Source organism: Gammaproteobacteria bacterium, from assembly GCA_028819075.1.
Lineage (GTDB): Bacteria > Gemmatimonadota > Gemmatimonadetes > Longimicrobiales > Gaopeijiaceae > BD2-11.
On record JAPPMM010000002.1, the window covers coordinates 52,446 to 77,557 of the forward strand.

General features: G+C 68.9%; 20 protein-coding genes and 1 other RNA gene. 10 read left to right on the forward strand and 11 right to left on the reverse strand.

The genetic code is table 11. The annotated features are described in order from the left end of the window. Positions 1-2 precede the first annotated feature (2 nt). From OXU32_00245 to OXU32_00280, 8 genes are all read right to left on the reverse strand, one after another. A complete protein-coding gene (locus tag OXU32_00245) occupies positions 3-866 on the reverse strand; it encodes a MoxR family ATPase (protein ID MDE0072401.1) in 864 nt (287 codons plus the stop codon). A 29-nt stretch (positions 867-895) separates the two neighbouring features. Then, entirely contained in the window at positions 896-2,044 is a 1,149-nt protein-coding gene (locus OXU32_00250) for an XdhC family protein (protein MDE0072402.1), read from the reverse strand. Continuing rightward, a complete protein-coding gene (locus OXU32_00255; GenBank protein MDE0072403.1) occupies positions 2,041-2,730 on the reverse strand; it encodes a nucleotidyltransferase family protein in 690 nt (229 codons plus the stop codon). The genes OXU32_00250 and OXU32_00255 overlap by 4 nt, the downstream gene beginning before the upstream one ends. Positions 2,731-2,787: 57 nt before the next feature. Then, a complete protein-coding gene (locus OXU32_00260; protein ID MDE0072404.1) occupies positions 2,788-3,549 on the reverse strand; it encodes a hypothetical protein in 762 nt (253 codons plus the stop codon). Positions 3,550-3,590: 41 nt separating this feature from the next. After that, complete coding sequence (locus tag OXU32_00265; protein MDE0072405.1) at positions 3,591-4,463, reverse strand: transglutaminase family protein; 873 nt, start codon at positions 4,461-4,463, stop codon at positions 3,591-3,593. Then, a complete protein-coding gene (locus OXU32_00270) occupies positions 4,460-5,437 on the reverse strand; it encodes an alpha-E domain-containing protein (GenBank protein ID MDE0072406.1) in 978 nt (325 codons plus the stop codon). Before OXU32_00270 ends, OXU32_00265 begins: the two co-directional genes overlap by 4 nt. Next, positions 5,437-6,840, reverse strand: a complete 1,404-nt coding sequence (locus tag OXU32_00275; GenBank protein ID MDE0072407.1) for a circularly permuted type 2 ATP-grasp protein — start codon at positions 6,838-6,840, stop codon at positions 5,437-5,439. The genes OXU32_00270 and OXU32_00275 overlap by 1 nt, the downstream gene beginning before the upstream one ends. 150 nt (positions 6,841-6,990) lie before the next feature. Further along, positions 6,991-8,403, reverse strand: coding sequence for an ammonium transporter (locus tag OXU32_00280; protein MDE0072408.1), 1,413 nt, complete (start codon positions 8,401-8,403; stop codon positions 6,991-6,993). A gap of 288 nt (positions 8,404-8,691) precedes the next feature. On the opposite strand from OXU32_00280, the gene dusB reads away from it, so the two are divergent. From dusB to lspA, 3 genes are all read left to right on the forward strand, one after another. Beyond that, the gene (gene dusB / locus OXU32_00285; GenBank protein ID MDE0072409.1) at positions 8,692-9,687 is read left to right on the forward strand and encodes a tRNA dihydrouridine synthase DusB; all 996 of its coding nucleotides are present in this window, start codon (positions 8,692-8,694) and stop codon (positions 9,685-9,687) included. Between the two features lie 83 nt (positions 9,688-9,770). Then, positions 9,771-10,126: a transfer-messenger RNA gene (ssrA, locus tag OXU32_00290) on the forward strand. Positions 10,127-10,143: 17 nt separating this feature from the next. Then, entirely contained in the window at positions 10,144-10,734 is a 591-nt protein-coding gene (gene lspA / locus OXU32_00295; protein ID MDE0072410.1) for a signal peptidase II, read from the forward strand. A gap of 92 nt (positions 10,735-10,826) precedes the next feature. Here the strand turns inward: lspA and OXU32_00300 are convergent, their stop codons facing one another. Together OXU32_00300 and OXU32_00305 are read right to left on the reverse strand one after the other, a co-directional pair. Further along, positions 10,827-12,173 (reverse strand): glutamine synthetase family protein, encoded by a 1,347-nt coding sequence (locus OXU32_00300; protein ID MDE0072411.1) that lies wholly within the window; start codon positions 12,171-12,173, stop codon positions 10,827-10,829. A 358-nt stretch (positions 12,174-12,531) separates the two neighbouring features. Then, positions 12,532-13,749 (reverse strand): hemolysin family protein, encoded by a 1,218-nt coding sequence (locus tag OXU32_00305; GenBank protein ID MDE0072412.1) that lies wholly within the window; start codon positions 13,747-13,749, stop codon positions 12,532-12,534. Positions 13,750-13,848: 99 nt separating this feature from the next. On the opposite strand from OXU32_00305, the gene OXU32_00310 reads away from it, so the two are divergent. From OXU32_00310 to OXU32_00335, 6 genes are all read left to right on the forward strand, one after another. Continuing rightward, on the forward strand, positions 13,849-14,982 hold the full coding sequence (locus OXU32_00310) for a quinolinate phosphoribosyl transferase (protein MDE0072413.1): 1,134 nt from the start codon (positions 13,849-13,851) through the stop codon (positions 14,980-14,982). Positions 14,983-15,005: 23 nt separating this feature from the next. Continuing rightward, positions 15,006-15,776: an isochorismatase family protein gene (locus tag OXU32_00315; protein MDE0072414.1), complete on the forward strand. Its 771-nt coding sequence runs from the start codon at positions 15,006-15,008 to the stop codon at positions 15,774-15,776. Between the two features lie 2 nt (positions 15,777-15,778). Then, on the forward strand, positions 15,779-17,830 hold the full coding sequence (locus tag OXU32_00320) for a M3 family metallopeptidase (GenBank protein ID MDE0072415.1): 2,052 nt from the start codon (positions 15,779-15,781) through the stop codon (positions 17,828-17,830). A gap of 86 nt (positions 17,831-17,916) precedes the next feature. Continuing rightward, positions 17,917-19,098: a YncE family protein gene (locus tag OXU32_00325; GenBank protein ID MDE0072416.1), complete on the forward strand. Its 1,182-nt coding sequence runs from the start codon at positions 17,917-17,919 to the stop codon at positions 19,096-19,098. An 80-nt stretch (positions 19,099-19,178) separates the two neighbouring features. After that, positions 19,179-21,959, forward strand: a complete 2,781-nt coding sequence (locus OXU32_00330) for a M14 family metallopeptidase (GenBank protein ID MDE0072417.1) — start codon at positions 19,179-19,181, stop codon at positions 21,957-21,959. After that, positions 21,956-22,477, forward strand: a complete 522-nt coding sequence (locus OXU32_00335; GenBank protein ID MDE0072418.1) for a hypothetical protein — start codon at positions 21,956-21,958, stop codon at positions 22,475-22,477. The genes OXU32_00330 and OXU32_00335 overlap by 4 nt, the downstream gene beginning before the upstream one ends. A 92-nt stretch (positions 22,478-22,569) precedes the next feature. Here OXU32_00335 and OXU32_00340 read toward each other — a convergent pair whose 3' ends face one another. Continuing rightward, positions 22,570-23,322 carry an SDR family oxidoreductase gene (locus OXU32_00340; GenBank protein MDE0072419.1) on the reverse strand — a complete coding sequence of 251 codons (753 nt, stop codon included), beginning with the start codon at positions 23,320-23,322 and terminating at the stop codon, positions 22,570-22,572. Positions 23,323-23,437: 115 nt separating this feature from the next. Here OXU32_00340 and OXU32_00345 point away from each other — a divergent pair, with 115 nt between their 5' ends. Further along, positions 23,438-25,039 (forward strand): hypothetical protein, encoded by a 1,602-nt coding sequence (locus OXU32_00345; protein ID MDE0072420.1) that lies wholly within the window; start codon positions 23,438-23,440, stop codon positions 25,037-25,039. Positions 25,040-25,112 lie beyond the last annotated feature (73 nt).

The window sequence follows — 25,112 nt, forward strand, 5'->3', positions numbered from 1 at the left end:
CATCAGCCGGCCCCGGCGCCCGCAAGCAGGGTCTCGACGTCCTCCGCGTGGAGCAGGCTGATGTCGTGCCGATCCTTCACGAGGCAGCCCAGCGTCTCGGAGACGATCTCGGCGTCGAGGTGATCCTGATGCAGCGTGACCAGGGCGCGCGCCCAGTCGAGCGTTTCGGCCACGCCGGGGGGCTTCATGAGACGCCGCGCGCGCAGCCCCTGCACGACGTGCGTGATCTGGGCGGCGAGCGCGTCGGATATCCCAGGCACCTTGGCGCGGATGATTTCGACCTCCTTGCCGAAGGTCGGGTGCTCGATGTAGAGGTAGAGGCAGCGCCGCCGCAGTGCGTCGCCGATCTCGCGGCTCCGGTTCGAGGTGAGCACGACGAGCGGCCGGTGGGTTGCGCGGATGGTGCCCAGTTCGGGGATGGTCACCTGGAAGTCGGAGAGCACCTCGAGCAGGAAGGCCTCGAACCCCTCGTCGGCCCGGTCGATTTCGTCGATGAGCAGGACGGGGGGCGTGTCGCGCGTGATGGCGCGCAGCAGCGGCCGCTCGAGCAGGTAGCGGCGCCCGAAGATGACGCCTTCAAGGTGGTCGTCGCGGGTGTCGGGGGCGTCCTCCGCCTCACCACTCCCCATGCGCAGGCGGAGCAACTGCTTCTGGTAGTTCCACTCGTAGAGCGCGGTGTTGACGTCGAGCCCCTCGTAGCACTGAAGCCGGATGAGTTCGGTCTGCATGAGGGTAGCCATGACCTTGGCGATCTCGGTCTTGCCGACCCCCGCGTCGCCTTCGACCAGAAGCGGCTTTTCCATCGCGCGCGCCAGGTGGACGGCGGTGACGATGGATGGCTCGGCGATGTAGTCCGCCCGGCGCATCGCCTCCTGCAGCGCGCGGATCTCGGGTCTCACGCCGGACCCGTCGCGGGGTTGGAGGCGAAAACCTCCGGGGTCGACTCGAAGAGGCCGCGGCAGCCCTCGCAGCAGAAGTGGAGGGTCTTGCCGTCGTGGACTGCCGAGGGGGACCCTGCGACCGGCACCGTCATCCCGCACACGGGGTCGGTAGCCCAGGCGGCCGCGGAGGTCGCGTCGGAGTCGCCGGACGCGCCGCCACCGCCGGCCAGATCCGAGCGCGCAACGTTTTCTGGTGCGCGGCCCGAAGCATCCGTCGCGGTAGTGCCCGTGTCACCGCTCTCCACATCCGAACGCGCAACGTTTTTCGGTGCGCCGCCCGCGCCGCCCGATCCGGCCGCCCCACCCCCGCTCGCCCGCCGGACCTCTCCCACGATCTCCGCCAGAATGCTCACCGCGATCTCTTCGGGCTGCTCGGCGCCCAGGTCGAGGCCGGCGGGCCCGCGGATGCGGCCGATCGCGTCATCGCCGAGCCCGAGACCCGACAGCACCGCGCGCACGCTCCGCATCCGCCGCGGGGACGCCACCACGCCCAGGTAGTCGGGCGCGGCGCCTGCGAGCGACGCGAGCGTCCGCTCGTCCTCGCGGCCCATGGTGGCCACCACCGCGAAAAACCGCGTTCCGGGAGAACGGGACGCGAGCATCCCCACCCAGCCGGCGAGGTTCTTGGCGCGCTCGTCGGCGATGTCGGCCAGTTCCTCGCTGATGGCCTCATTGGCGGACGCGGTCGCTACCGTCCGGTACCCCATCGCGCCCCCCAGCCTGAGCAGGGCGAGCGCCACGGGCGAGTCACCCGCCACCAGCAGGACGGGCGCCGGCAACACGGGGTTGATGTGCACTTCCACTTTTCCTCCGCTCGCGCAGGACATGGATACCCTCACCAGATCGTCGGGCCGCTCCTCGTCGGCCCCGAATGCCAGCAGCCGGGGCTCCCCCAGTCGGAGCGCCTCCAGGGCATGCCGGATCACCTCCGAGCGGGTGCAGCTCCCGCCGATCCATCCGTGCATGGTTCCCTCGGGGTCGATCAGCGCCGCGTTGCCCGGCTTGCCGGAGGTGGGGCGCTCGCTCCTTACCACGGTGGCCAGCGCGAACGGGCGCCGCTCGCGTTCCATTCGGGCCGCCAGGCGCAGCAGGTCGCCGGTCAATTTCGCTCACCCGGGGTAGGGCCCGCCGCCGCCTCCGCGTCCGCCGCCGCCCCCGCGCCCCCCTCCTCCCTGGCGCCCCCCTCGGCGCGCGCGAGTTCCTCGACCACGGCCGCGTAGTCTTCCGGGCGGTCGAGGTCGCGCAACCGGCCCGCCGGCCACTCGACCTGCACGGCCCGGTCGTAGTGGCGGCGCACCACCTCCCGCCCGCACCCGGCGCGCATGCGGGTCACCTCGGGGAAGAGCACCCGGTCGTAGAGCATCGGGGGCGCGTTCACCTCGCCGCCGTATCGGGACACTACCAGTGGCGGCGCCTCCGCAGTGTAGCGCTCCACCAGCGTGCGCAGCATGCGCGCGGTCACGAACGGCATGTCTGCGAGCATGATCACGGCGGCGTCGCACGCGCCCGCGACCCCGGCGACACCCGAAGCCGCCGAGGTCTGGATGCCCGCACGGTGGTTGGCGTTGAATACAGGCGTACAGTCGAGATCCGCGATCTCCCGCTCGATCCGCTCGCGCGCGTGCCCCGTGACCACCACCACCGGGTCCAGACCGGCCTCCCTCGAGATCCGCACCGCGCGCCGGACCAGCGCCTCGCCCGCCACCTCAAGCAGAAGCTTGTTCCGACCCATGCGGGTCGAAGAACCGGCTGCGAGAACGATGCCCGCTACACTTCGTCCGTTGCCCACCTGAGTCCCGGTGTCTCCGGCCCTTTGCGCTTTGCTGGAGTGACGCGTCCCGTCCGCCTACGGCGACAGGCTGAAACCGAAGACGAGAAACGCGCGGTCGGGATCCGCCCCGAGAGGCTCCCCGTGGTGATCCATGTCCCGTTCGAGGCGGTTCGCGTTGACGATATACGAGACGGTCACGGGCACCGCAAAGTCATCGGTGATGACCAGATCCTTGCTGGCCGATACGCCCAGATTCACGAACGCGGTTCCCTCGGTCCCGTAGAACTGGCTTTCGCCGGCCACCATCCCCGCCGTCAGGCTCATCTCGACGTCCTCGAAGGCCGACACGGGAACGCTGGCTTCCAGGTACAGGGAATTGTCGTGGTCGTTCCGCGACATCCTTCCGGCAAAGAGCGTCAGCGGGAAGCTCTCCGGCCCGGTGAAGGAAGCCGACAACTCGAGTATGTGGGCATCCGTGACGAAGAAGCCGTCGGCCGCGGGGGCCGGGAAGTAGTAGTCCGTGAACCCGAACGAGAACGAAGAGCCGTTCGAGGCCGCAACGGTATACGTGGCCCAGAGGTCGACCTCGTTGGCGCCGGCTCCGGAGGCGGAGATGGAAGTGGAGCCCCAGACGCCCCCCTCCAGGCCTCCGAAACCGAGGGTCAGCGCGGGCTGCACGGACATCGATTCCCCGAAGTCGGTGCCGCGCCAGACGTAGCGGCTGACGACATCGGCGCCGATGGAGGCGGACTGGCCCTGAACCGGGCCTGCAAACGAGAGAATCAGGGCAATGGTGAGCGTCGAGAACAGGACGCGTGCGCTACGGGTCGCAAACATATTTCCCCCTTGATGACATTTATGGTCGCTGGTTGAATTCCTCACTGCTCCATCCCGTCCTGCCCGTCCCGGACCACCTCCACGCGCGCGGCGAGGGCCGAGTTGGCGGATCCGCGAAAGACGCCCCGCACCGGGGGTACGTCGGCGTAGTCCCTGCCTACCGCGGCGCGCACATGGCGCTCATCGCAGTCGCAGTTGTTGGCGGGATCGAAACCGCGCCATCCCGACCCGGGCAACCAGCATTCCACCCAGGCATGGCTTTCGTTGGTTGAAGTCAGATCGCCGTGGGGCCCGAGATAACCCGAGACGTAGCGGGTGGGGACTCCCCAGCCGCGAAGGACGGAGATCATGACGTGGGCATAGTCCTGACACACGCCCCGGCCGGTCTCCAGAATGTGCTCGATGGGCGAGTCGGCCGCGGTGATGCCGGGTGAGAACTCGAAGGCCTCGTAGATTCGCGCCAGCAGGGCGCGAATGCTCCCCATGACATCGTCTCTCTTCTCGATGCCGCGCGCCGACACGAATTGTCCCAGGGCCGCGGACGACGGCTGCGCGAAGCGGCTCGGCTGCAGCATGAGCCAGAGCTCCGGCGCCCGGATCTCGGACGCGAGCGCCTCCCACGAGCCAGGTCCCGGGTCGCCGGGAACCGCTTCGGGGGGCGAGACCTCCACGCGGGAGCGGGCGACGATCCGGAGTGCGCGGTGGTGGCCCGGCCGGTCGAAGAAGTGGCCGCGGTTTCCGAAGGGCCCCCTGAACTCGAACACGGCTCCGCCGGGGTCGGTTTCGATGGAGAAGCTGCGCAGTTGCTGGCGGCGATCCCGGACCGGAGACAGGAAGAGGGTCATGACGGATCCGCGCACCGGAGCGTCGTAGCGGAACTCGAGCTCGTGCCGGATGCGGTAGCGCGCGCTCACGACGGCAGCCCGGCTTCCACGGGGTAGTCGAAGTACGTCGACACGGTGATGCCGTGGAGCGCCCGGCTGTCCTTCAGCAGCGCCTCGAACGACCCTCCATCCCCTTCGGCATCGTTCTCGCTTGCGGGGTCCGTTTCCACGGTTGCGGACAGGCGCAGCACCATGCGGTGGGGAGCCGCCAGGGGATAGCGCGCGCCCCTCGGGTCGATGCCCGCAAGAAGCCGCTCGATGCGATGCACCGCGAAGCACAGCGACTGGGGCAACTCCGGGTTGCGGGCCAGAAACGCCAGCGCCGGTCCCCGGCGGATCACCATGGAGTGGGTGCGGCAGTAGAACTCATGGGCCGCGCAGACCCGCAGGAGCCCCGCCCACGACAGCGAGGGCGCGTCGCCGGGAGCCTGGCCGATGCGGTCCCAGGCGTCCAGCAGGGCCGCCTGGTGCTGAAGACGTTCGACGAATTGTCCGAGCTCCAGGAAGCGCCATGCGTCGTCGCGGGGCATGCGGGCTTCCACCACCCCCGCCAGCAGCCGCAGCCGGTCGATCGCCTCGCCCGCCAGCGCAGCCGGTCCGGTTGCCCAGGCGGCGGGGAAGTCGCAGTCGCGAAGCCAGAAGAAGCCCTGGTTGAGACAGGTCCAGACCCGGACCGGGAGCCAGGGCCGGAGCTGCTTGGCGTTGTCCCGCGCCGTGGTCCAGCAGCGGATGATGGAGTCGGGGTTGGTGGTCTCCTCGACCAGGCTCGCGGCGAGCGTATAGGCGTCGGCGAGCAGGAACGATTCGGCTTCGTCGGTGACGGTGGGGGTGATGGGCGCCGACTGTCCGAGGGCACGGTAGATCACCCTCCAGCCCACCGCCAGCTCGCCGGCGGGAGTGTCGACGAGGCGCGCAAGCTGATACCGGAGCAGCCGGGCGGTGTGCTCGGCACGCTCGAAGTAGCGCCCCATCCAGTAGAAGTCCGCTGCGGCCCGGGCGAGCATCAGTCGGGCACCTGGCCGTCACGCAGAACCCAGAGGTCCTTGCAGCCCCCGCCCTGGCTGGAGTTCACCACCAGCCCGCCCCTCCGGAGCGCCACCCGGCAGAGGCCGCCGGGAGCGATCCAGGTGTCGGAGCGGCCCCGCAGCACGAACGGGCGGACATCCACGTGGCGCGGTTCCAGATTGCCTTCCACGAAGCACATCGCCCTCGACAGATCGAGCACCGGCTGGGAAATGAAGTTGTCCGGGTGGCTGCGCAGGCGGGCCGCGTACCTGTCGCGCTCGGCGGCCGTGGAATGCGGTCCGACCAGCATTCCGTATCCGCCCGATCCGCCCACCTCCTTGACCACCAGCCGCTCGAGGTTGTCCAGGGTGTATGCGAGCCCCTCGCGCGTGCGGCACAGGTGGGTTTCGACGTTGGCCAGGATGGGCTCTTCGTCGAGGAAGTAGCGAATGAGGTCCGGCACGTAGGCGTAGACCGCCTTGTCGTCGGCGACGCCGGTGCCCGGGGCGTTGGCGATCACCACGTTGCCCGCCCGGTACGCGTGGAAGAGGCCTGGAACCCCCAGCAGCGAGTCGGAGCGGAAGGTGACCGGATCCAGGAAGTCGTCGTCCACGCGCCGGTAGATGACGTCTATGCGCCTGAGCCCCGTGACGGTGCGGGCGTACACGATGCCGTCGTGCACCACCAGGTCCCGCCCCTCCACCAGGTCGGCGCCCATCTCCCCGGCCAGGAAGGCGTGCTCGTAGTAGGCGGAGTTGTAGCGGCCCGGGGAGAGCACCGCCACCCGGGGCGTGCCCGCCCAGGATCCCAGCGATGCCAGGGTGGCGTAGAGCTGTTCGGGATAGCGGGCGATCTCGCGCACGTTGTGCGCCCGGTACAGCCGCGGAAACGCCTGTTTCATGGCGACGCGGCAGGCCAGCATGTACGAGACCCCGGAGGGAACCCGCAGATTGTCCTCGAGCACCGCGAAGCCCGCATGGGTTCGCACCACATCGGTGCCGCAGACCGAGACGTAGATGTCGTTGGGAACCTGCAGGCCCCGCATCTCGACGCGGTACTGGGGACACCCCAGCACCAGGTCGGGAGGCACGATCCCGTCACGCAGCGACCGGCCGTCGTGGTAGATGTCCCTGAGGAAGAGGTTGAGCGCGGTCAGCCGCTGCCTGAGGCCCCGGTCGATGTGGTCCCATTCGTCGGCCGTGAGCAGACGGGGAACGCAGTCGATGGGGATGATCTGCTCCGAGGCCTCGTCCGCGCCGATGACGGTAAAGGTGATCCCCTCGTGGATGAAGCGGCGCGCAACGCCTTCCTGAAGCTGCGCCAGATCCTCCGGCGACGCCCTCGAAAGCGCCGTGCCCAGACGCCGCGATACGCCGCGCAGGGTGCCGTCCTGGCGGAACATCTCGTCGTAGAAGCGTGCGTCGACCTCGTAGCGCGCGAACCCCCCCGACCCGGCCACTCCGGGCTGGGACACGTCAGGGTACGCGCGGTCGAAGGATGCGTGCCGGGACGCAGTCAAGGTTCCGTTGTGCTCCTGTTGGCCGTACGTGGGCTAGGGATCGCGGTAGTCCTGACCCTCGTCCGGATCCACCATGAGCACGAACTCGGGATAGGCTTCCAGCCCCAGTTCGGCGGCATCCTGTCCCAGCTCCTCCACGGTGCGCGACACGCGGACGCCCATGGTCTTCTCAAGGATCGTCCACACCACGAAGGAGACCCCGAAGACGAACGCCCCCACGCTCACGACGCCGAGCAACTGAACGCCCAGGTTGGCTCCGGCGGCGATCGAGGTGGCCAGCGTGCCCCAGACGCCCGCGAAGAGGTGCGCGGGGACGGCGCCGACCACGTCGTCGATCCGCCGCTGCTCCAGGAACTTGAGACCCAGGGTGCACACGACCGCGCCGACGGCGCCGATGAAGACGGCCCAGCGGGCGTCGACGATGTCGGGCCCCGCCGTGATGGCGACCAGGCCCGCGAGGGCGCCGTTCAGGCCCGCGAACAGGTCGATCCGGCCGAGAATGGGCCGGGAGACCGCGAGCGCGGTGACCACGCCGGCGGCGGCCGCCAGGTTGGTGTTCACCAGGATGTTGCTCATGGCCAGGGCGTTGACCGCGCCGTCGAGGGCGAGCTGCGAACCGCCGTTGAAGCCGAACCAGCCCAGCCAGAGGATGAACACGCCCAGGGTGACGGCAGGGATATTGGAGGGCGACATGACCTTGACCGTGCCGTCCTTGCGGAACCTGCCCCAGCGCGGCCCCACCACCAGGGCGCCGGCCAGCGCGGCCCAGCCCCCGGTGGAGTGCACCAGAGTTGACCCGGCGAAGTCCTGGAAGCCCCTCTCGGCGAGCCAGCCACCGCCCCAGTGCCAGGAGCCGATGACCGGGTAGATGAAGGCCGTCAGTATCGCGGTGAAGGCGAAGAAGGCCCACATGTTGACGCGCTCCGCGAGCGCCCCGGAGACGATCGAGGCCGTGGTCGCCACGAAGACCATCTGGAAGAACCAGTCCGAGGTGACCGCGTAGCCGTTTTCGACCACGGCGGGCAGCGCGCTCTCGTCGCCTCCGAGCAGCGCGATCTCGTCCGCCGACGGGCCGTAGAACAGGTCGATGGACCCGATGAAGCCGCTCACGTCGACATACATCAGGCCGTAGCCGACGAAGTAGTAGGTGAGTCCGGCGATCGCGTAGATGCCGATGTTCTTGAGACAGATCATCGATGCGTTCTTGGACCGCACGGTACCGGATTCCAGCATCGTGAAGCCGGCGCACATCCACATCACGAGCGCGCCCCAGATCAGGAACGAGAAGGTGTTGAGGACGTAGCTCATATCCGCTCCGGACTCCTGCGCGAAGGCGGGCGCGGGAACGAGCAGGAGGACGGCCGCGAACAGGCCGGCGAGTGCCCCTATGCGACCGATCCGGGTTCGAAGGGTGAGGGTGGTTGTGCTGAGTGGACGAGAGCGCATGGTTTCTCCGGTGGTGATATGGTTGTGTCGCGGTCGGCCCGGTTTTGTCGCATCCATCAACGAAAACGTCGCATTTGCCGACTGATATGGCCGGCGCCCATCGCTTCACGACCGATCCATCATGGAATGCGTCATTATCTGTGTCGGTTTCCCGTTCCGCAAGCTGCCCGCAGGATCATCCCGGCAGGGCCCCGAAGCTGGCTTCCGCACCGGCCACGCCGCGCTTTGCTGCACGGGCCACCGCCGCGCTTTGCACACAGGCCACGCCGAAGTGATATCTTTGCGTCCATGAGATTCCCCTACCTTCCCGAAGCCCCCGGCGGCTACGTCCCTCTCTTCCTCGCGCCCCAGGCCGGAGTGAGCGAGTCGCCCTTCCGGCGACTGTGCCGGCGTTTCGGCGCGGACGTGGTGGTGACGGAGTTCGTGAGTGCGGAGGGCATCTGCCATGGGAACGAGCGCACGCGCGCGTACCTGCGTTTCGAGGAGGAGGAGCGGCCCATCGGGGTGCAGATCTTCGGCGCCCGCCCCGAGAGGATGGCGGAGGCTGCGGCGCTGGTTTCGGACGTGTACCGGCCCGACTTCGTCGACATCAATTTCGGGTGCCCGGTAAAGAAGGTCGTGAAGCGCAATGGCGGCTCGGGCTGCCTGCGCGATCTGGGGCTGGTCGAGCGCATCGTGCGCGCGGTGGTGCGCGCGACGCCGCTGCCCGTCACGACCAAGATCCGGAGCGGCTTCGACGAGAAGACGCGCGATCCGGTCACCATCGGCCTGCGCTGCCAGGACGCGGGCGCGGCCGTGGTCACGCTGCATCCGCGCACCAGGGCGGACATGTATTCCGGCCACGCGCGCTGGCACGAGATCGCGGCCCTGGTCGATGCGCTGGACGTCCCGGTCGTGGGCAACGGCGACATCAAGACCGGGGAAGACGCGCGCCGCATGCAGGAGGAGACCGGGTGCGCCGGGGTCATGATCGCGCGTGCTTCCCACGGGAGCCCGTGGGTGTTCGCGGGAGCCCGCGCCGCCCTCGACGGCCGGAGCCTGCCCCCGCTCCCGGACCCCGCCGAGCGCCTGGCCGTCTGCCTCGAGCACGCGCAGAACGCGGTGGACTTCGAGCGGAATCACAAGAAGGCGGTCATCGAATTCCGCAAGCACATGGGGTGGTACACGAAGGGGCTGCCCAACGGGCGCCAGCTCCGCACCCGGCTCTTCAGCCTGACCACCCTCGAGGAAACACGGGAAGTGCTGAAGTGCTATCTTGAACGCGAGCTTGCGAGCGCCGCCTGAGCGCGGCGGACGCGAGCAATCGGCGACCACAAGAGCAAAGGAGAACGTGCAACGGACTTTGAGCCGTCTGCACCGGACCGTACGGGGGCGTAACGGCTTCGACGTGTTTGGTGAACGCGGGGTAGCGTGCCGAGGTCCGGGAAGCCTCGTAAAAAACCCGGAATCAACACAATTGCCAACAATCACATGGCACTGGCTGCCTGAGTTTTCTCACAGCCCGTCTCCTGGCCGGCCCGCCCAAGGCAGGCCTCCGAGGCGTCGACAAGTTGGGCTGGCCCGCGGCGATGCCGTCGCACCGCGGGTGAGACATTCGACGGCTAGTCGGGGAGCCGGCGGGTCGCTGGCCGCTCACCCGATGAAGCCCAACAGCGATCTACGCACGTAGAAGCTTCGCCGGACCCACTCGCGGACGCGGGTTCGACTCCCGCCGCCTCCATCCCCCACCTTCCCAGGCACGTGAACATCAAACTCCGCATTCTCGCCGCCATTCTTCCGGCGGTTCTCCTGCTCGACGTCATCACCAAGCGCTGGGCGCTGACCGCCCTCGGCGGCGGACGCCGGATGGAGATCCTCGACGGCCTCGTTCCGCTGACCCTGGCCTTCAACCGGGGGGCGGCCTTCGGCATCTCCATCGGCAACGATCCGCGCTGGTTCTTCATTCCGGTGACGATCCTGGCCATGGGGCTGCTGGCCGTGCTCTTCATCCAGAGCGAGAGCGGGGACCGGGTGAAGGTGGTGTCGATCGCGCTCATCCTCTCCGGCGCGCTCGGCAACCTGGTGGACCGGGTGCGCTGGGATCGCGGGGTGGTGGATTTCATCGGTCCGATCGACCTGGGCTTCATGCACTGGCCGATCTTCAACGTGGCCGATTCCGCGATCACCTGCGGCGCGGTCCTGCTCGGCATCTCGTTCTGGCGCGAAGAGCGCACGCGCGCACGCGAGACCGCGGCCGGCCCGGAAGAGCCCGGCTCCGCCGAGCCGGAGCCGGGCCTTCCGGCCAGGTCGGAGGACGCCTCCGCCACCACGGAAACGACCCCCGGCGGCTGAGGGTCCGTCCGGACCCGTGACCACCGGGGGTCGATACCCGGCTTCTTTCCTGCCCGGATTGCCAGTCCGGCTTCGCGGGCAGCCCAGTCGCTCTACAGCACCAGGTGCTTCTTCAGGTCGAGCTGCGAGACGTGCAGGCGGAAGACGTCCGCCTCCTCCATCTTGGTCTCGATGAGCTTGCGGTGCACGTCCTCGCCCAGGGCGTCCTTGAGGAAGTCGCTGAACTGGCCGACGCGCGCGGCTTCGAACAGGTCGTGGGGCAGGGCGTCGATGCCCATCTGCTCCCGCCACTTCGCGGATAGATGGTAGATGTCCACCGTCACCGGATCCGGGCAGGGCAGCGCGTTCTCCACGCCCTCGAGGCCGGCGGCGAGCATCACCGAGAAGGCCAGGTAGGGGTTGCAGGTGGGATCCGGGAAGCGCACCTCGATGCGGGTAGCGACCTCCTTGCCGGGCTTGTACATCGGGATGCGGATGGCCGCCGACCGGTTGCGCTCGGCCCAGGCGATGTAGACGGGCGCTTCGTAGCCGGGCACCAGGCGCCGGTAGGAGTTGTGGGTCGGGTTGGTGACCAGCGCGATCTCGCGCGAGTGCTTCAGCACCCCGGCGATGAAGTGCTTGGCCATGGCGCTCAGATGGTGCTCGTCGGTGCCGTCGTAGAAGGCGTTCTGGCCGCCCTTGAAGAGCGACAGGTGGGTATGCATGCCGCTCCCGTTCTCTCCCGCGAGGGGCTTGGGCATGAAGGTTGCGAACGCCCCGCAGCGGCGCGCGATCTCCTTGACCAGGTACTTGTAGGTCTGGAGGCTGTCCGCCATCTGCAGCGCATCCTTGTAACGGATGTCGATTTCGTGCTGCGACGGTCCGACTTCGTGGTGGTGGTACTCGATCTGAATGCCCATCGCCTCGAGCGCGCACACCGTGACTTCCCGGATGTCGTCGCCGATGTCGACCGGGTTGATGTCGAAGTACCCGGCGTCGTCGAGAAGCTCGGTACCTCTCTCGTGCTTGAAGTAGAAGTACTCCGCCTCCGGGCCGACGTACATGTTCGTGCAGTCGTGATCCTCGAGCCGGCCCAGCGTGCGGATCAGGATGTTGCGGGGATCGCCGTCGTACGCCGATCCGTCGGGGTTGCGGATCTGGGCCATCATGCGCATCGACCGTCCCCCGCCGGAGCGGAAGGGCAGCACCTGGGCCGTGTCCGGCACCGGGAACGCGACCATGTCGCTTTCCTGGATCCGCTTGTAGCCCTGAATGGAGGAGCCGTCGAAGCCCATTCCCTCCTCGAAGGCGCCGGCCAGCTCCTTGGGGGTGATCGAGAAGGACTTGAGGTTGCCCAGGATGTCGGAGAACCAGAGACGAATCGAGCTGACGCCATGCTCCTTCACGTACTTCGTGACGTCGTCGGTGCTCGTGAGGGACAGCCCGTTCCGGCTGCCCATCTCGTCGATGTACTCCTCCATCTCGTCTCGACATTCTTCCGCTGCGTACAGGTACTCGTTCCGGTCCATGGTCACGCTCCGCTGAGTTGGGAAAGGGGTCCGGGACGCGGACCGCGCGCCCCGGGAATCAGATCAAGCCGACGGAAAGTCTGCAAAAGAGAAGCGGCCAGGTTCCCGGAGACACTTCGTCCGGGTCCTGGCCGGAGACAACTCCGCCCGGGGACGACGGCCCTCATGGGGCGATCCTGAGCGGGTCAACCATGTTCAGCACGAGGGACGTTATCAACGGCTTGCGAGCCTGTCAACCTTCCCTGCGCGGCGATCCCGTCATCACCGCGTGTCCTCCCGGAATGCGACATTAGTCCGGGAGAAATACGACAAATTCCACGCGGCGGCCACGCATGCGCGCGACCCGCAACCGCCCGCCATCCACCCCCACTTCGTCGCCCGGCCGGGGCACCCGGTGCAGGCTCCCGAAAACGTAGCCGCCGACGGTGTCGGACAGGTCCGAGGGCAGCTCCAGGCGCAGCCGCTGGTTGGCTTCCCGCACCGAGACGCCTCCCCAGATCCGGACGCTTCCGTCGGCCAGGCGCTGGAATTCGGCGGGTTCGTGCGCCTCGTGCTCGTCCCGGATCTCCCCCACGATCTCCTCGATGAGGTCCTCGAAGGTCGCCAGCCCCGCGGTGCCGCCGAATTCATCGAGGACGATCGCCATTTTGGCGCCCTTGTCCTGGAGCTCCGGAATGAGCTCCTGAACGGGCCGCGAGACGGGGGCGAAGACCGGCGCGCGGGGCAGATCGCGGATCTCGGTCACCCCCTTCTGGTCGGCCCGCCACAGGTCGCGCGCCACCAGCACGCCCACGATCCTGTCGAGGGTTCCGGTGTGCACCGGGAGCCGCAGGTGGCCGTGGTCGAGCATGACCTGCTTGGCCTCTTCCACGGTGGCGCCCGCATCGATCGCCACGATGTCGGTGCGCGGCGTCATGACCTCGCCCACCGGGACGTCGCCCAGGCGCATGACGTTGGACACCACCTGCCACTCGTCCTCCGCCAGGGTTCCGGTGGTCCACGCCATCCGCGCCATCACTTCGATTTCCTCGCGGCTGATGTCCGGGCCGTTCCCCGATCCCTGCATCAGCCTCTGCACCCAGTAGAGAGGCACGAGCACGGGTGTCATGGTGAAGGTCAGCGCCTTGAGGACGTAGGCGGACGAGGGGGCGAGCTGCTTGCAGAAGCGGGCTCCGGCGGTCTTGGGAATGATCTCGGAGAAGACCAGGATGGCGAAGGTGAAGACGGCCGAGAAGCCGGCCACCCACGCGCTGCCGAAGAGTTCGTAGGCCAGCGACCCCGCGAACGCGGCGCCCGCGGTGTGGGCCACGGTGTTGAGCGTGAGGATGGCCGCGATCGGTTGGTCGATGTGGCTCTTCAGCTCATGCAGAAGGCGACCGGAGCGTCGTCCCTCCGCGCGCTGCATCTCGACGAAACTCGTGTCGATGGAGAGGAGTACCGCCTCCAGAATCGAACAGAGCCCCGAGACGGCGAGCGTGGCGATCATGGTCACGATGAGGATCGTCATCGTACCGATGATCGCATCTTGCGCGGACAGGTGCAAACCCTCCCCCGCGCGCCGCGCGCGCCGCCTTCCCTTTGACGCGCACCGGACCGAGATTCAGGAATGAGCCGTAAAGGGCCCGTCCCCGCCGATTCCCCAGCCCCCCCCGCGCCGCGCCGCAGGGCGGAACGGCTGGCTCCCGAGGTCTTCGGCCTGCCTGCGGCTGCGATGCGGGCCGGGCACTACACCGACCAGTACTTCAACTGGGCCCGCCGGGTGCTCGAGGCCGAGGCGCGGGCGCCCTCGGTGACCATGCAGGTCTTCCAGAAGAAGGATGTTCTGTTGGCGGGTACCGACGAGGCGGTGGCGATTCTCAGGCTGTGCCTGGCGGAGGGGTACCGGTGGGAAGACCTGGAGGTGTGGTCGCTGGGCGACGGCGACCGGGCGGCTCCCGGCGAGACGGTCATGCTCATCCGGGGGCCCTACCCGGCCTTCGCGCACCTGGAGACCCTCTACCTGGGCGCGCTGGCTCGGGGCACGCGGGTCGCCACGGGAACCCGTCGGGCGGTCGAGGCGGCCTGGCCGGCGCCGGTGCTGTACTTCGCCGCGCGCCACGACCACTGGGCGGTACAGAAGGCGGACGGCTGGGCGGCGCATGTGGCCGGGGCGGCCGGCGTCTCCACCGACGCGCAGGGGGCGTGGTGGGGCGGCATGGGGGAGGGCACGCTGCCGCACTCGCTGATCGCGGCGTACTCGGGGGACACGGTCGCCGCCACGGCGGCGCTCGCCCGCCGGGTGCCGGATTCCGTGCGGGTCGTTTCGCTGGTGGACTTCGACAACGACTGCGTGCGGACGGCGCTGAAGGTGGCCCGCGCGCTGGGCGAGAAGCTCTACGCCGTCCGCCTGGACACCGCGGAGAACATGGTCGACCGGTCCCTCGCGCGGGAAGCGGAGGCGGGCGGCGCGCGCGAAAGCGAGCTTCGGGGCGTGAACCGGTGGCTCGTGCACAAGGTGCGGGAAGCCCTCGACCAGGGCGGCTTCGGCCATGTGCGCATCGTCGTCTCGGGAGGATTCGACGGCGCCCGGATCCGCCGCTTCCGCACGGATGGGGTTCCGGTGGACGCCTTTGGGGTGGGCTCGTCCCTGATCCGGGGCCAGGTCAACTTCACGGCGGATGTCGTGAAGGTGGGCGGCAAAGCGGTCGCCAAGGCGGGACGGCGCTATCGGCCCAACCCGTCGCTCGAGCGGGTGGCGTAACCTTCATCACGGGGCGGACCCGAATGACACGCATCGGATGGGTGGTGGATGTGCAGCGGGACTTCATGGAGCCGGACGGGCGACTGTACGTGCGCGACCTGTTCGACGAAGGCGATCCCGGAGCGGTGACGGCCGAGCCCCGGCTGATGGAGGCCGTCGAATGGATGCATGCCCACGCCGGCCTGGTGGTGTATACGGGGGACTGGCACGGCTACGACGACGCCGAGATCGATGCGAAGAACCCGGATCCGGGGAAGGGCACCTACCCGCCCCACTGCATGGGTCGGTCAACGGATCCCGCGGAGCGCCTCGGCGCAGAGATCATTCCCTCGCTCGCCTCCTCCGACTGTCTCGTGCTGCAGGTGCACGCGACGCCTGTCGAGGTGCACGCGCTGGTGGCGCGCTGGCGCCGCCGTCCCCGGCCGGTGCTCATCCGCAAGGACCGCTTCGACGTCTTTGAGGGCAATCGGGGGGCCGACCTCTTCGTGGAGTCGATCGCGCGCACGCTCGATCCGGTGGAGTTCTTCGTGGCCGGGGTGGCGCGCGACGTGTGCGTGACCCAGGCGATCGACGGCCTCCAGGCGCGCGGCCACCGGGTCACCGCCATCCGGGACGCCATGTGGGGTCTCGGGCTCGAGGCGGAGGAGGACACCCTGGCGCGCTGGCGGAGGAAGGGGCAGGTCATCGAGGTGGCCGACCTTCCGCGCGGCGAGACCGAGTCCGGTGGCGTGGGAGCCCGCCGATTATCCGCGCCCTCGCCGACGGGTGACCGGCAGCCCGGGGCCGGCCGGTAACGATGCCGGACGCCGTCACGCCGCCAGCTGCCGGGTCGCCGCCCACATTTGCGGGCATCACGGCGTCCGGTCTGGCGCCGTCGGTGCGCGCCGTGCTGGAACGCGCGCAGGCGGAGATCGACGACCTCGCCGGGAGCGGCGGGCCGCCCGCGAGCTACGACAATACCATCCAGCGCCTCGACGACATCGTTCAGCAGGTGGAGGAAGAGCTGGCGCCGGTCACGGTTCTGCTCGCCGTCGCTGAAACTCCGGAGCTGAGGGACGCCTACAACGCGGTGCTGCCCGAGATCGCGGCCTTCTGGTCGCGGCTCCCGCTGCACCGCGGCCTGTGGGCGGCGGTGCGGGCATTCTCCGGCACCCCCGAGGCGGAAGCGCTCGGCCCGCTCCGCCGCCGCAACCTCGACAGGATGATGCACCAGTTCCGGTCCGCCGGCGCCGATCTGGGCGACGAGGCCCGCGTCCGCGTCGAGGAGATCCGGGTCGAGCTGTCGCGGCTGGAGCGGCGCTTCTCGGAAAACGTTCTCGACGCCACGGAAGCGTTCCGGCTGCACATCCCCGAGGACGAGCGCCCGCGACTCGACGGGATCCCGGGCACCGCCCTCGAGCTGGCCCGCCACAAGGCCCGGACGGAAGACCTGGAAGGTTGGCTGCTGACGCTGGATTTCCCGTCCTTCGAACCCGTGCTCAAGTACGCCCACGACCGCGAGCTGCGCCGGCAACTCCACCGGGCCTATGTGGGACGCTGCCGGGACGGCGAACTCGACAACCGCCCGGTCATCGCGCGCATCCTGGAGTTGAGACGCGAACTCGCGGGCCTGCTCGGCTACGGGGACTTCTCCGACTATCGCCTGGACGATGCCATGGCGCGCACCGGAACCCGCGCCTTCGACTTCGTCAGCGACCTGCGCGAGCGCACGCTTCCGTACTGGCAGCGCGATCTGGCGATGATCCGGGAAAAGGCCGCGCGCATGGGGCTCGGGCCGCTGAAGCCCTGGGACCTGGCATACGTGGCGGAGGCGCTCCGGCGCGAGCGCTTCCGGTTCGACGACGAGGTCACCCGCCCCTGGTTTCCCCTCGACCGGGTCCTCGCCGGCCTGTTCGAGATCGTGGAGCGGGTGTTCGGCGTGCGGGTCGAGGAGGTGCCGGCCAGGGACGTATGGCACGAGGACGTGCGCTCCTATCACCTCACCGCGGAGGACGGCACCCGCCTTGGGTCGTTCCACACCGACTGGTTCCCGCGCACCGGCAAGCGCCAGGGGGCGTGGATGGCGACGCTGACCACCGGAGGTCCGCAGCCGGACGGGGACTTCGTTCCCCACACCGGCATGATGGCCGGCAACTTCGCCCCGCCCGTGCCGGGCAGGCCGGCCCTGCTCACGCACCGCAGCGTCCAGACCATCTTTCACGAGTTCGGGCATCTCCTGCACCACTGCACCTCGCGGGTGCCGCTGCCTTCCCGCTCGGGGATGCACGTGCCCTGGGACTGGGTGGAAGTGCCCTCGCAGATCATGGAAAACTGGACCTGGGAGCGCGAGGCGCTGTCCATCTTCTCCGGGCACCACGAGACGGGGGAGCCCCTGCCCGACGACCTGTACCGGCGCATGCTGGCGGCGCGCCGCTTCATGGGCGGCCAGGCGCAGATGAGGCAGTTGGGGTTCGCGACCCTCGACCTGCGGCTTCATCGGGAGTACGATGGCACACGGGAGTTGATGTCGTACGCGGAAGAGGTCATGAGGCCGTTCGCTCCGGAAGAGAGCTTCGCCAGGAGCCACATCCTCACCACCTTCAGCCACCTGTTTGCGGGTGGCTACGCCTCGGCCTACTACAGCTACATGTGGTCCGAGGTGCTGGAGGCGGATGCCTTCGGGAGGTTCCGCAGGGAAGGGGTCCTCTCCCGGGAGACGGGCGCGGCTTTCATGGGCACCATCCTGGCGCAGGGGGACAGCCGCGAACCGGACGAGATGTTCCGCGCCTTCATGGGGCGGGACCCGGATCCGGACGCACTGCTGAGGCGCAATCTGGGGGAGTTGGACGAGGGCCGGGCGGCAACGTGAGGGGTTGGCGCCGGCAGACGGCCGTTGGGGCAGGGCGTTTGACGCTGCACACGAGCGTGGCGCCGGCCCGCAACAAGGAGAGAGCGATGTTGTCGATACCACGTGCAGGCGCCGCGGCGCTGCTGCTGCTCTCTGCCGGGTGCGTCTCCGGGTCCGGAGCCGGCACGGACGCGGGCGGCGGCCCGATGGCGCGCGCGGTCGACCCGGGCGCGGTGTACTGGCTCTACGTGGGCGCGGAGTCGGCCGACCTGATCCACCGCATCCGCTTCGACGGCGCGCTCACCCTGGAGCAGACCACCATGGTGGGCGAGATCCCCACCGAAACCGAGGGGCCCCACGGGCTCCGCATCTCGCCCGACGGCCGCCACCTGTACATGACTACCGGGCACGGCTTTCCGGACGGGAAGCTGTGGAAGTTCGAGGCGGGCGCGGACACGGTCGTGGCGGAGCCCATCCTGCTGGGCTACTTCCCGGCGACCATCGACCTCACCCCGGACGGGCTCTACGCCTTCGTGGTCAACTTCAACCTGCACGGCGAGCACGTGCCATCCACGGTCTCGGTGGTCTACACGCCCGACCTGGTCGAGGTGGAGCAGATCGAGACCTGCACCATGCCGCACGGCGCGCGCATGGCGCCGGACGGGCTGTTTCTCTACTCCAACTGCATGATGGACGAGCAGGTGGTCGAGATCGACACCCGCACCTTCGAGGTGGCGCGCAGGTTTTCGGTCGCGCCCGGGCGCGAGGGCCCGCTCGATGCGGAAGGCGGCGGCGCGCGCATGGCGGGCGGCATGAGCGGGATGGGCACCGGAGCGATGGCGGGCGCTCAATGCTCGCCCACCTGGGTGCAGCCCTCGCCCGACGGACTCAGCCTCTACGTCGCCTGCAACGCCGGCAGCCGCATTCTGCATCTGGACCGCCAGAGCTGGGAGCTGACCCGCGTGCTGCAGGCCGGCACCGGTCCCTACAACCTCGCGATCACGCCCGACGGCCGCCTGCTGGTCGCGACGCTCAAGCAGGGGGCGGGGGTGGAGTTCTTCGACCTCCGCACTGGCGAAAGCCTCGCGCGCGTGCCCACCACGACCACGGTCACGCACGGCGTGGAAGTGTCGCCGGACTCGCGCTACGCCTTCGTGAGTTCCGAGGGGGTGGGCGCCGAGCCGGGCAAGGTGGACGTGTTCGACCTCTCCGACTTCTCCCGCGTGGGAGATGTGGAGGTGGGACAGCAGGCCGGCGGCATCGCGTTCTGGAGGATGGAGCTGCCCTGATCGCAAGAACCCTGAGTGCGAGAATCACACCTGAGCCAGGGGCAACTGGCCCTGGCGCTTCCATAGAAGAGGATGTTCCCATGCGCATGACCGAGCGGAATCCATTGTTCTCCCGAGCCCGGGCCTTCCCGGCGTTCGTCACCCTCGTCCTCGTGCCCGTCCTGTGGGCCTGCGGGGAGATGGCCACCGCCACCCGGGTCACCTCCCCGGTGGAGCAATTCGGGCACGAGATCGGGGCCGACTACGTCCTCCCCAACTACGTGGCCCTGAGCGAGTACTGGGAGCTGCTGGCTTCGGAGTCGGACCGCATGATCCTCGAGTCCATCGGTCAGACCGAGGAGGGCCGCGAACAGTTGATGGCGACCATCACCTCCCCGGCCAACCACGCCAATCTGGCCCGCTACAAGGAGATCGCGGAGCGGATGGCGCAGGCGGAGGGGGTTTCGGACGCCGATGCGCGGGCCATGGCGGCCGAGGGCAGGGCCGTGATCTGGATCGACGGCGGCCTGCACGCCTCCGAAGTGCTCGGTGCGCAGCAGTTGATGGAGCTGGTCTACCACCTGGTGAGCGCCACCGACGAGGAGACCATGCGCATCTTGGACGACGTGATCGTGCTGGTCGCGCACGCCAACCCGGACGGCCACGATCTGCTCGCCGACTGGTACATGCGCATCGAGACGCCCGAGGAGCGCAGCACCGGCGGCGCCCCGGTGCTCTACAACAAGTACGCGGGCCACGACAACAACCGCGACTTCTACATGTCGGCACTCGCCGAGAGCACCAACATCAACCGCATCATCGCGCGCGAGTGGTTCCCGCACATCGTCTACAACCACCACCAGACCGGTCCGCTGGGGACGGTCATGTTCGCGCCGCCCTTCCGCGATCCGCCCAACCACTACCTGGATCCGCTCATCCTCACCGGCCTCGACCAGGTCGGCTCGGCGATGCACCAGCGCTTCGTGCTGGAAGGGAAGGGGGGCACGACGATGCGCAGCGGGGCGAGCTACTCGACCTGGTGGAACGGCGGCCTGCGCACTACGCCGTACTTCAAGAACCAGATCGGGCTGCTGACCGAGACCATCGGCAACCCGACGCCGATTGCGATTCCCTTCATCCCCCGGCGGCAGCTTCCCCACGGCGACCTGCCGCTGCCGGTGGAGCCCGGCCTGTGGCACTTCCGCCAGTCGGTCGACTACTCGATGACCGCCAATCTCGCGGTGCTCGACTTCGCCTCGCGCAACAAGGACCACCTGCTCTTCAACATCTGGCGGATGGGCACCAACTCCATCGAGCGCGGCAGCCGCGACCACTGGACGGTGCTGCCCTTCGAGATCGACGAGGCCGGGGAGACGGTCACGGGCTTTGGCTCGCTAGCCGACTACGAGCGGCTGTTGAGGGATCCCGCCGACCGCGATCCGCGCGGCTTCATCCTGCCCTCCGACCAGCCGGACTTCCCGACGGCCACCAAGTTCGTGAACGCGCTGCTGAAGGGCGGGGTGCAGGTGCATCGCGCGACTGCCGACTTCGAGGTGGGGGGAACGAGCTATCCCGCCGACTCCTACGTGGTGCTGGCCGCCCAGGCGTTCCGCCCCCACGTGCTCGACATGTTCGAGCCGCAGAACCACCCCAACGACTTCGCCTACCCGGGCGCGCCCCCGACCGCGCCCTACGACAACGCGGGGTGGACCCTCGCCTACCAGATGGGTGTCGAGTTCGACCGCATCCTCGATGGCTTCGACGGCCCCTTCGAGCAGATCGAGTGGCTGGCCGAACCTCCCTCGGGCACGGTCGCCGGAGCGGCCGGTGCCGCCGGCTACCTGGTGGGCCACGACGCCAACGACGCCTTCGTCGCGGTCAACCGCGTGCTGGCGGCGGGCGGGAGCGTGCACTGGCTGCGCGACGACTTCCAGGCGGGCGGATCGGAGCACCCGGCGGGAACCTTCTTCCTGTCCGGGGCGGGAGCGGACGAGGCGTCGGTCGCGGCCATGGCGGCGGAGCTGGGCATCGACTTCGTTGGCCTGGAGTCCGCACCCTCGGGCCGCGCCTTCGAGCTCACCGCGCCGCGGATCGCGCTCGGCGACGTGTACGGCGGATCGATGCCGTCGGGCTGGACGCGCATGATCCTCGAGGACTTCGAGTTCGACTTCGATGTGGTCTTCCCGCCCGACCTCGACCAGGGCAACCTGATCGACAGGTTCGACGTGCTGGTGCTCGAGGACGGCGCGGTCCCGATGCCCGGCCGGGATGCCGGCAGGACCATGCTGCCCGAGTTCGCGGCCACCGTTCCGGACGAATTCCGGGGCCGCATCGGCGCCTTCACCTCGGCGACCACGGCACCGGCCGTGCTCGAATTCATCCGCGCCGGGGGGACGGTGGTGGCCATCGGCAGCTCGACCGCGCTGGCGTACCACGCGGGCCTGCCCGTGCGCGACTACCTGGTGGGGGCCGACGGCCAGCCGCTGGCCTCGGAGGAGTATTACGTGCCCGGCTCGGTGCTCGACCTGCGCGTGGACGGCGCCCATCCGCTGGCCGCGGGCGTCGGCGAGCGGGCCAACGTGCTCTTCAGTCGGAGCCCCGTGTTCGGCCTGCAGGGCGCGGCGGCGGGAGTCACCCCGGTGGGGTGGTTCGACACCGATGCGCCGCTGCGCAGCGGATGGGCCTGGGGCCAGCATCACCTTCAGGACGGCGTCTCGATCGCCGATGCGCGGTTGGGCGAGGGACAGCTTTTCCTGTTCGGTCCCAAGATCACCTTCCGCGCCCAGTCGCACGGGACCTTCCCGTTCCTGTTTAACGGCATCCACTACGGGGCGGCCCGCGAAGTCACCCTGCCGGGCGGCATGATGGCGGGTGGAGGATGATGGCGGCGTCCGCGGATTACGGCCTGGCCGGGTGGGTCCGGCGGACCGTTGTCGCCGCGGCCCTGGCTTTGGCCGGGGTCGCGGCTGCGGCTTCCGCGCCCGCTCCGGCATCGGCCCAGTTGCGTGCCGGCGGACAGCTTTCCTTCGCCAACGACGTCCTGGGCGGAACCATCGGCGTGGGGCCCCGGGTGGAGATCGGGGCGCCGGCCTTCCCGGTCCGGCTGGCGGCCTCCGCCGACTGGTTCTTTCCCAACTGCAACCAGTGCCGGTACTGGGAGACGAACGTCAACGCCCTCGTTTCGCTCCCGTTACTGCCCATCCCCTTCTTTCGCTACGTCGGCGGGGGCTGGCACCTGCAGAGCATCAGGGCGAATCCGTTTGAGGATCCGACGCAGACCCGTGGGTTCAACGCCGTCGGGGGAATGCGCTCGGAAAACACGGTGATCGAGGTGCGCTACGAGATACTGGAAGACATCAAGAACCAGTTCGTGGTCTCGTTCGCGATCTTATTCCTGTAGCGGGGGCATCTTTGCAGTCCGGGGCCTCCTCCTGAAGTCGGGGCCTCTTTCCGTCCGCGGAGGCCGTGGGCCTCGCTCCGCCGCCGGCGCGGTCAGGTCGGCTGGTCGGTCGGGCGCATCAGGATCTCGTTGATGTTGACGTGCGCCGGAGCCGTGACCACGTAGAGGATGGCCGCGGCCACGTCCTCGGGGTCCATGGGCTTCTTGTCCTGCCAGCGCTCGATGAACCCCTCCCGGATCTCCGGGTCCGGGATGCGCTCGATCAGCTCGGTGGCGACCACGCCGGGCTGGATGTCGGTGACCCGGATGCCGTGCGCGGCCGAGAGTTCCAGCTGCATTCCGGCCGACATGCAGCGCACGGCGAACTTGGTGGCCGCGTACACGGTGCCTCCCGGGAAGGGGCGCCGCCCCGCCACCGAGCCCACGTTCACGATGTGACCCCGGCGGCGCTCCAGCATGGCCGGAAGCGCGGCGGCGATGCAGTGCAGCACGCCCTTCACGTTTACGTCCACCATGCGCAGCCAGTCGTCCAGGTGGAGGTCCCGCAGCGGCGAGGTGGGCATGATGCCGGCGTTGTTCACCAGGATGCCCGCCGGACCGAACTCCGCCGCCGCGCGCTCCGCCAGCGCGAACACGGCCTCACGGTCGGCCACGTCCGTGGCCACGGCCAGCGCGCGGCCCCCGTCCCGGCGGATCCCCGCCACCACCTCGTCCAGGCGGCCGGCGCGCCGCGCCGCCACCACCACCGCGGCTCCCGCCCCGGCCAGCGCGACCGCGGTGGCCCGACCGATCCCGCTCGATGCCCCGGTAACGATGGCGACGCTCCCGGCGAGAGATGCGGTCACGGCGCAGCCTCCTTTTTTGCGTGTGAAGACGAGTCCAACCCATTATACTGAATCACGCCCCCGGGTAGCAGGGCGGTAACGGGCCGGGGAGAGTCATCACAGGAGGAGGAACCCGATGAAGCTGGTACGGAACGTAGTGTTGACCGTCTGTATGCTCGCCCTGGCGGCAGGTCAGGCTCGCGCCCAGTTCGAGGGTGTGGGCGTCATCAACTTCCCCACATCCGCGAGCGGTGAGGTCCAGGATCACTTCCTGCGAGGCGTGGCGATCCTGCACAGCTTCGGCTGGCTCCAGGCGAGAGAGCAGTTCCACGCAGCTCAGGAACTCGATCCCGACTTCGCCATGGCGTACTGGGGCGAATCGCTCGCCTACAACCATCCGCTCAACTCGCAGATGGATGCCACCGAGCCGCGCAAGGCACTTGAGCGCCTGGCACCCACCCGCGCCGAGCGCCTCGCCAAGGCACCCACCGATCGTGAGAAGGGCTTCCTGAACGCGGTGGAGATCCTCTGGGGCGAGGGCGAGCATGTCGAGCGCAGGATCGGCTACATGGAAGCGATGGCGAAACTCTACGACGACTATCCGGACGATCCCGAAGTTGCCGCTTTCTACGCCCTCTCCATGCTGAGCGCCGTGGGGGCGACCCGCGACCTCAGCGGACGTCTGAACGTGCGCGCGGGCACCATCGCGCTGAAGCTGTTCAAGGACAACAACGATCATCCTGGGGCGGTTCACTACATCATCCACTCCTTTGATGACCCACTCCACGCTCCGTTGGCGCTGGAGGCTGCCCACCGCTTCGCGGAAATCGCGGCCGCGGTGTCGCATGCGCGACACATGCCGACGCACATCTTCATCCAGCACGGGATGTGGGACTACGTCTCCGGACACAACCAGTCCGCCTACGACGCCGCCCGCGAGCTGTGGCAGCCGGGCGAGTCCATGGGCGACGCGACCCACGCGCTGGACTGGGGCCAGTACGGCGACCTGCAGCTGGGCGACTACGACAAGGCGCGCCTCTGGATCGAGCGCATCGAGAAGATGGCCTCGGGCACCTTCCTCGAGTTCGGAGAGGGCGGTCCCTCGGAGGAGACCGGACAGGCCCGTCCCCGCGGCGCCGTGTCTCTGCTGAAGACCCGCTACATCGTAGACACCGAGGAGTGGGCGATTCTTCCCATCACCGACGAGTCGAACGGCAACGAGCTGCTGGCGACCGGGCTGAGCGCGGCCCGCACGGGTGATCGCACAGCGCTGGAGGCCGCGGTGGAGGCGCTCAGCGACGACGCCGACGCGGACGGCTATGCCGGCATCATATACAGGCAGGTGGCGGCGCTGCTGGAAGCCGACCGTGGCAACGAGGACGGTGCCCGCGCGCTGATGGACGAGGCGGTCGAGACCGTCGAGGCGATGGCGCCTCCGCGCGGTTCGGCGAGCCCGATCAAGCCGGTGCACGAGCTGTACGGCGAGATCCTGACCGGTTTCGGCGACCATGAGGCCGCCGCCGGCATGTTCGAGACCTCGCTGCTGCGCATGCCGAAGCGGCCTCGTTCGCTGATCGGCGTAGCGCGCGCGAGCATCGAGACCGGCGATTTCGAGCGGGCCACCGAGGCCTACGAGACGCTCGTCTCCGAGGTATGGGTGGGCCGGGATTCCTTCCCCGGGTACCAGGAAGCCATCCGCTTCCTCGAGAGCACCGACAGCAGCAACCGCAGCAGGTAGCCGACGCGGCGGAACGCGGGCGGTAATCCGCTCGGATCCACGGCGAGAAGACAAAAGGCCGGCTCCCCCGGTG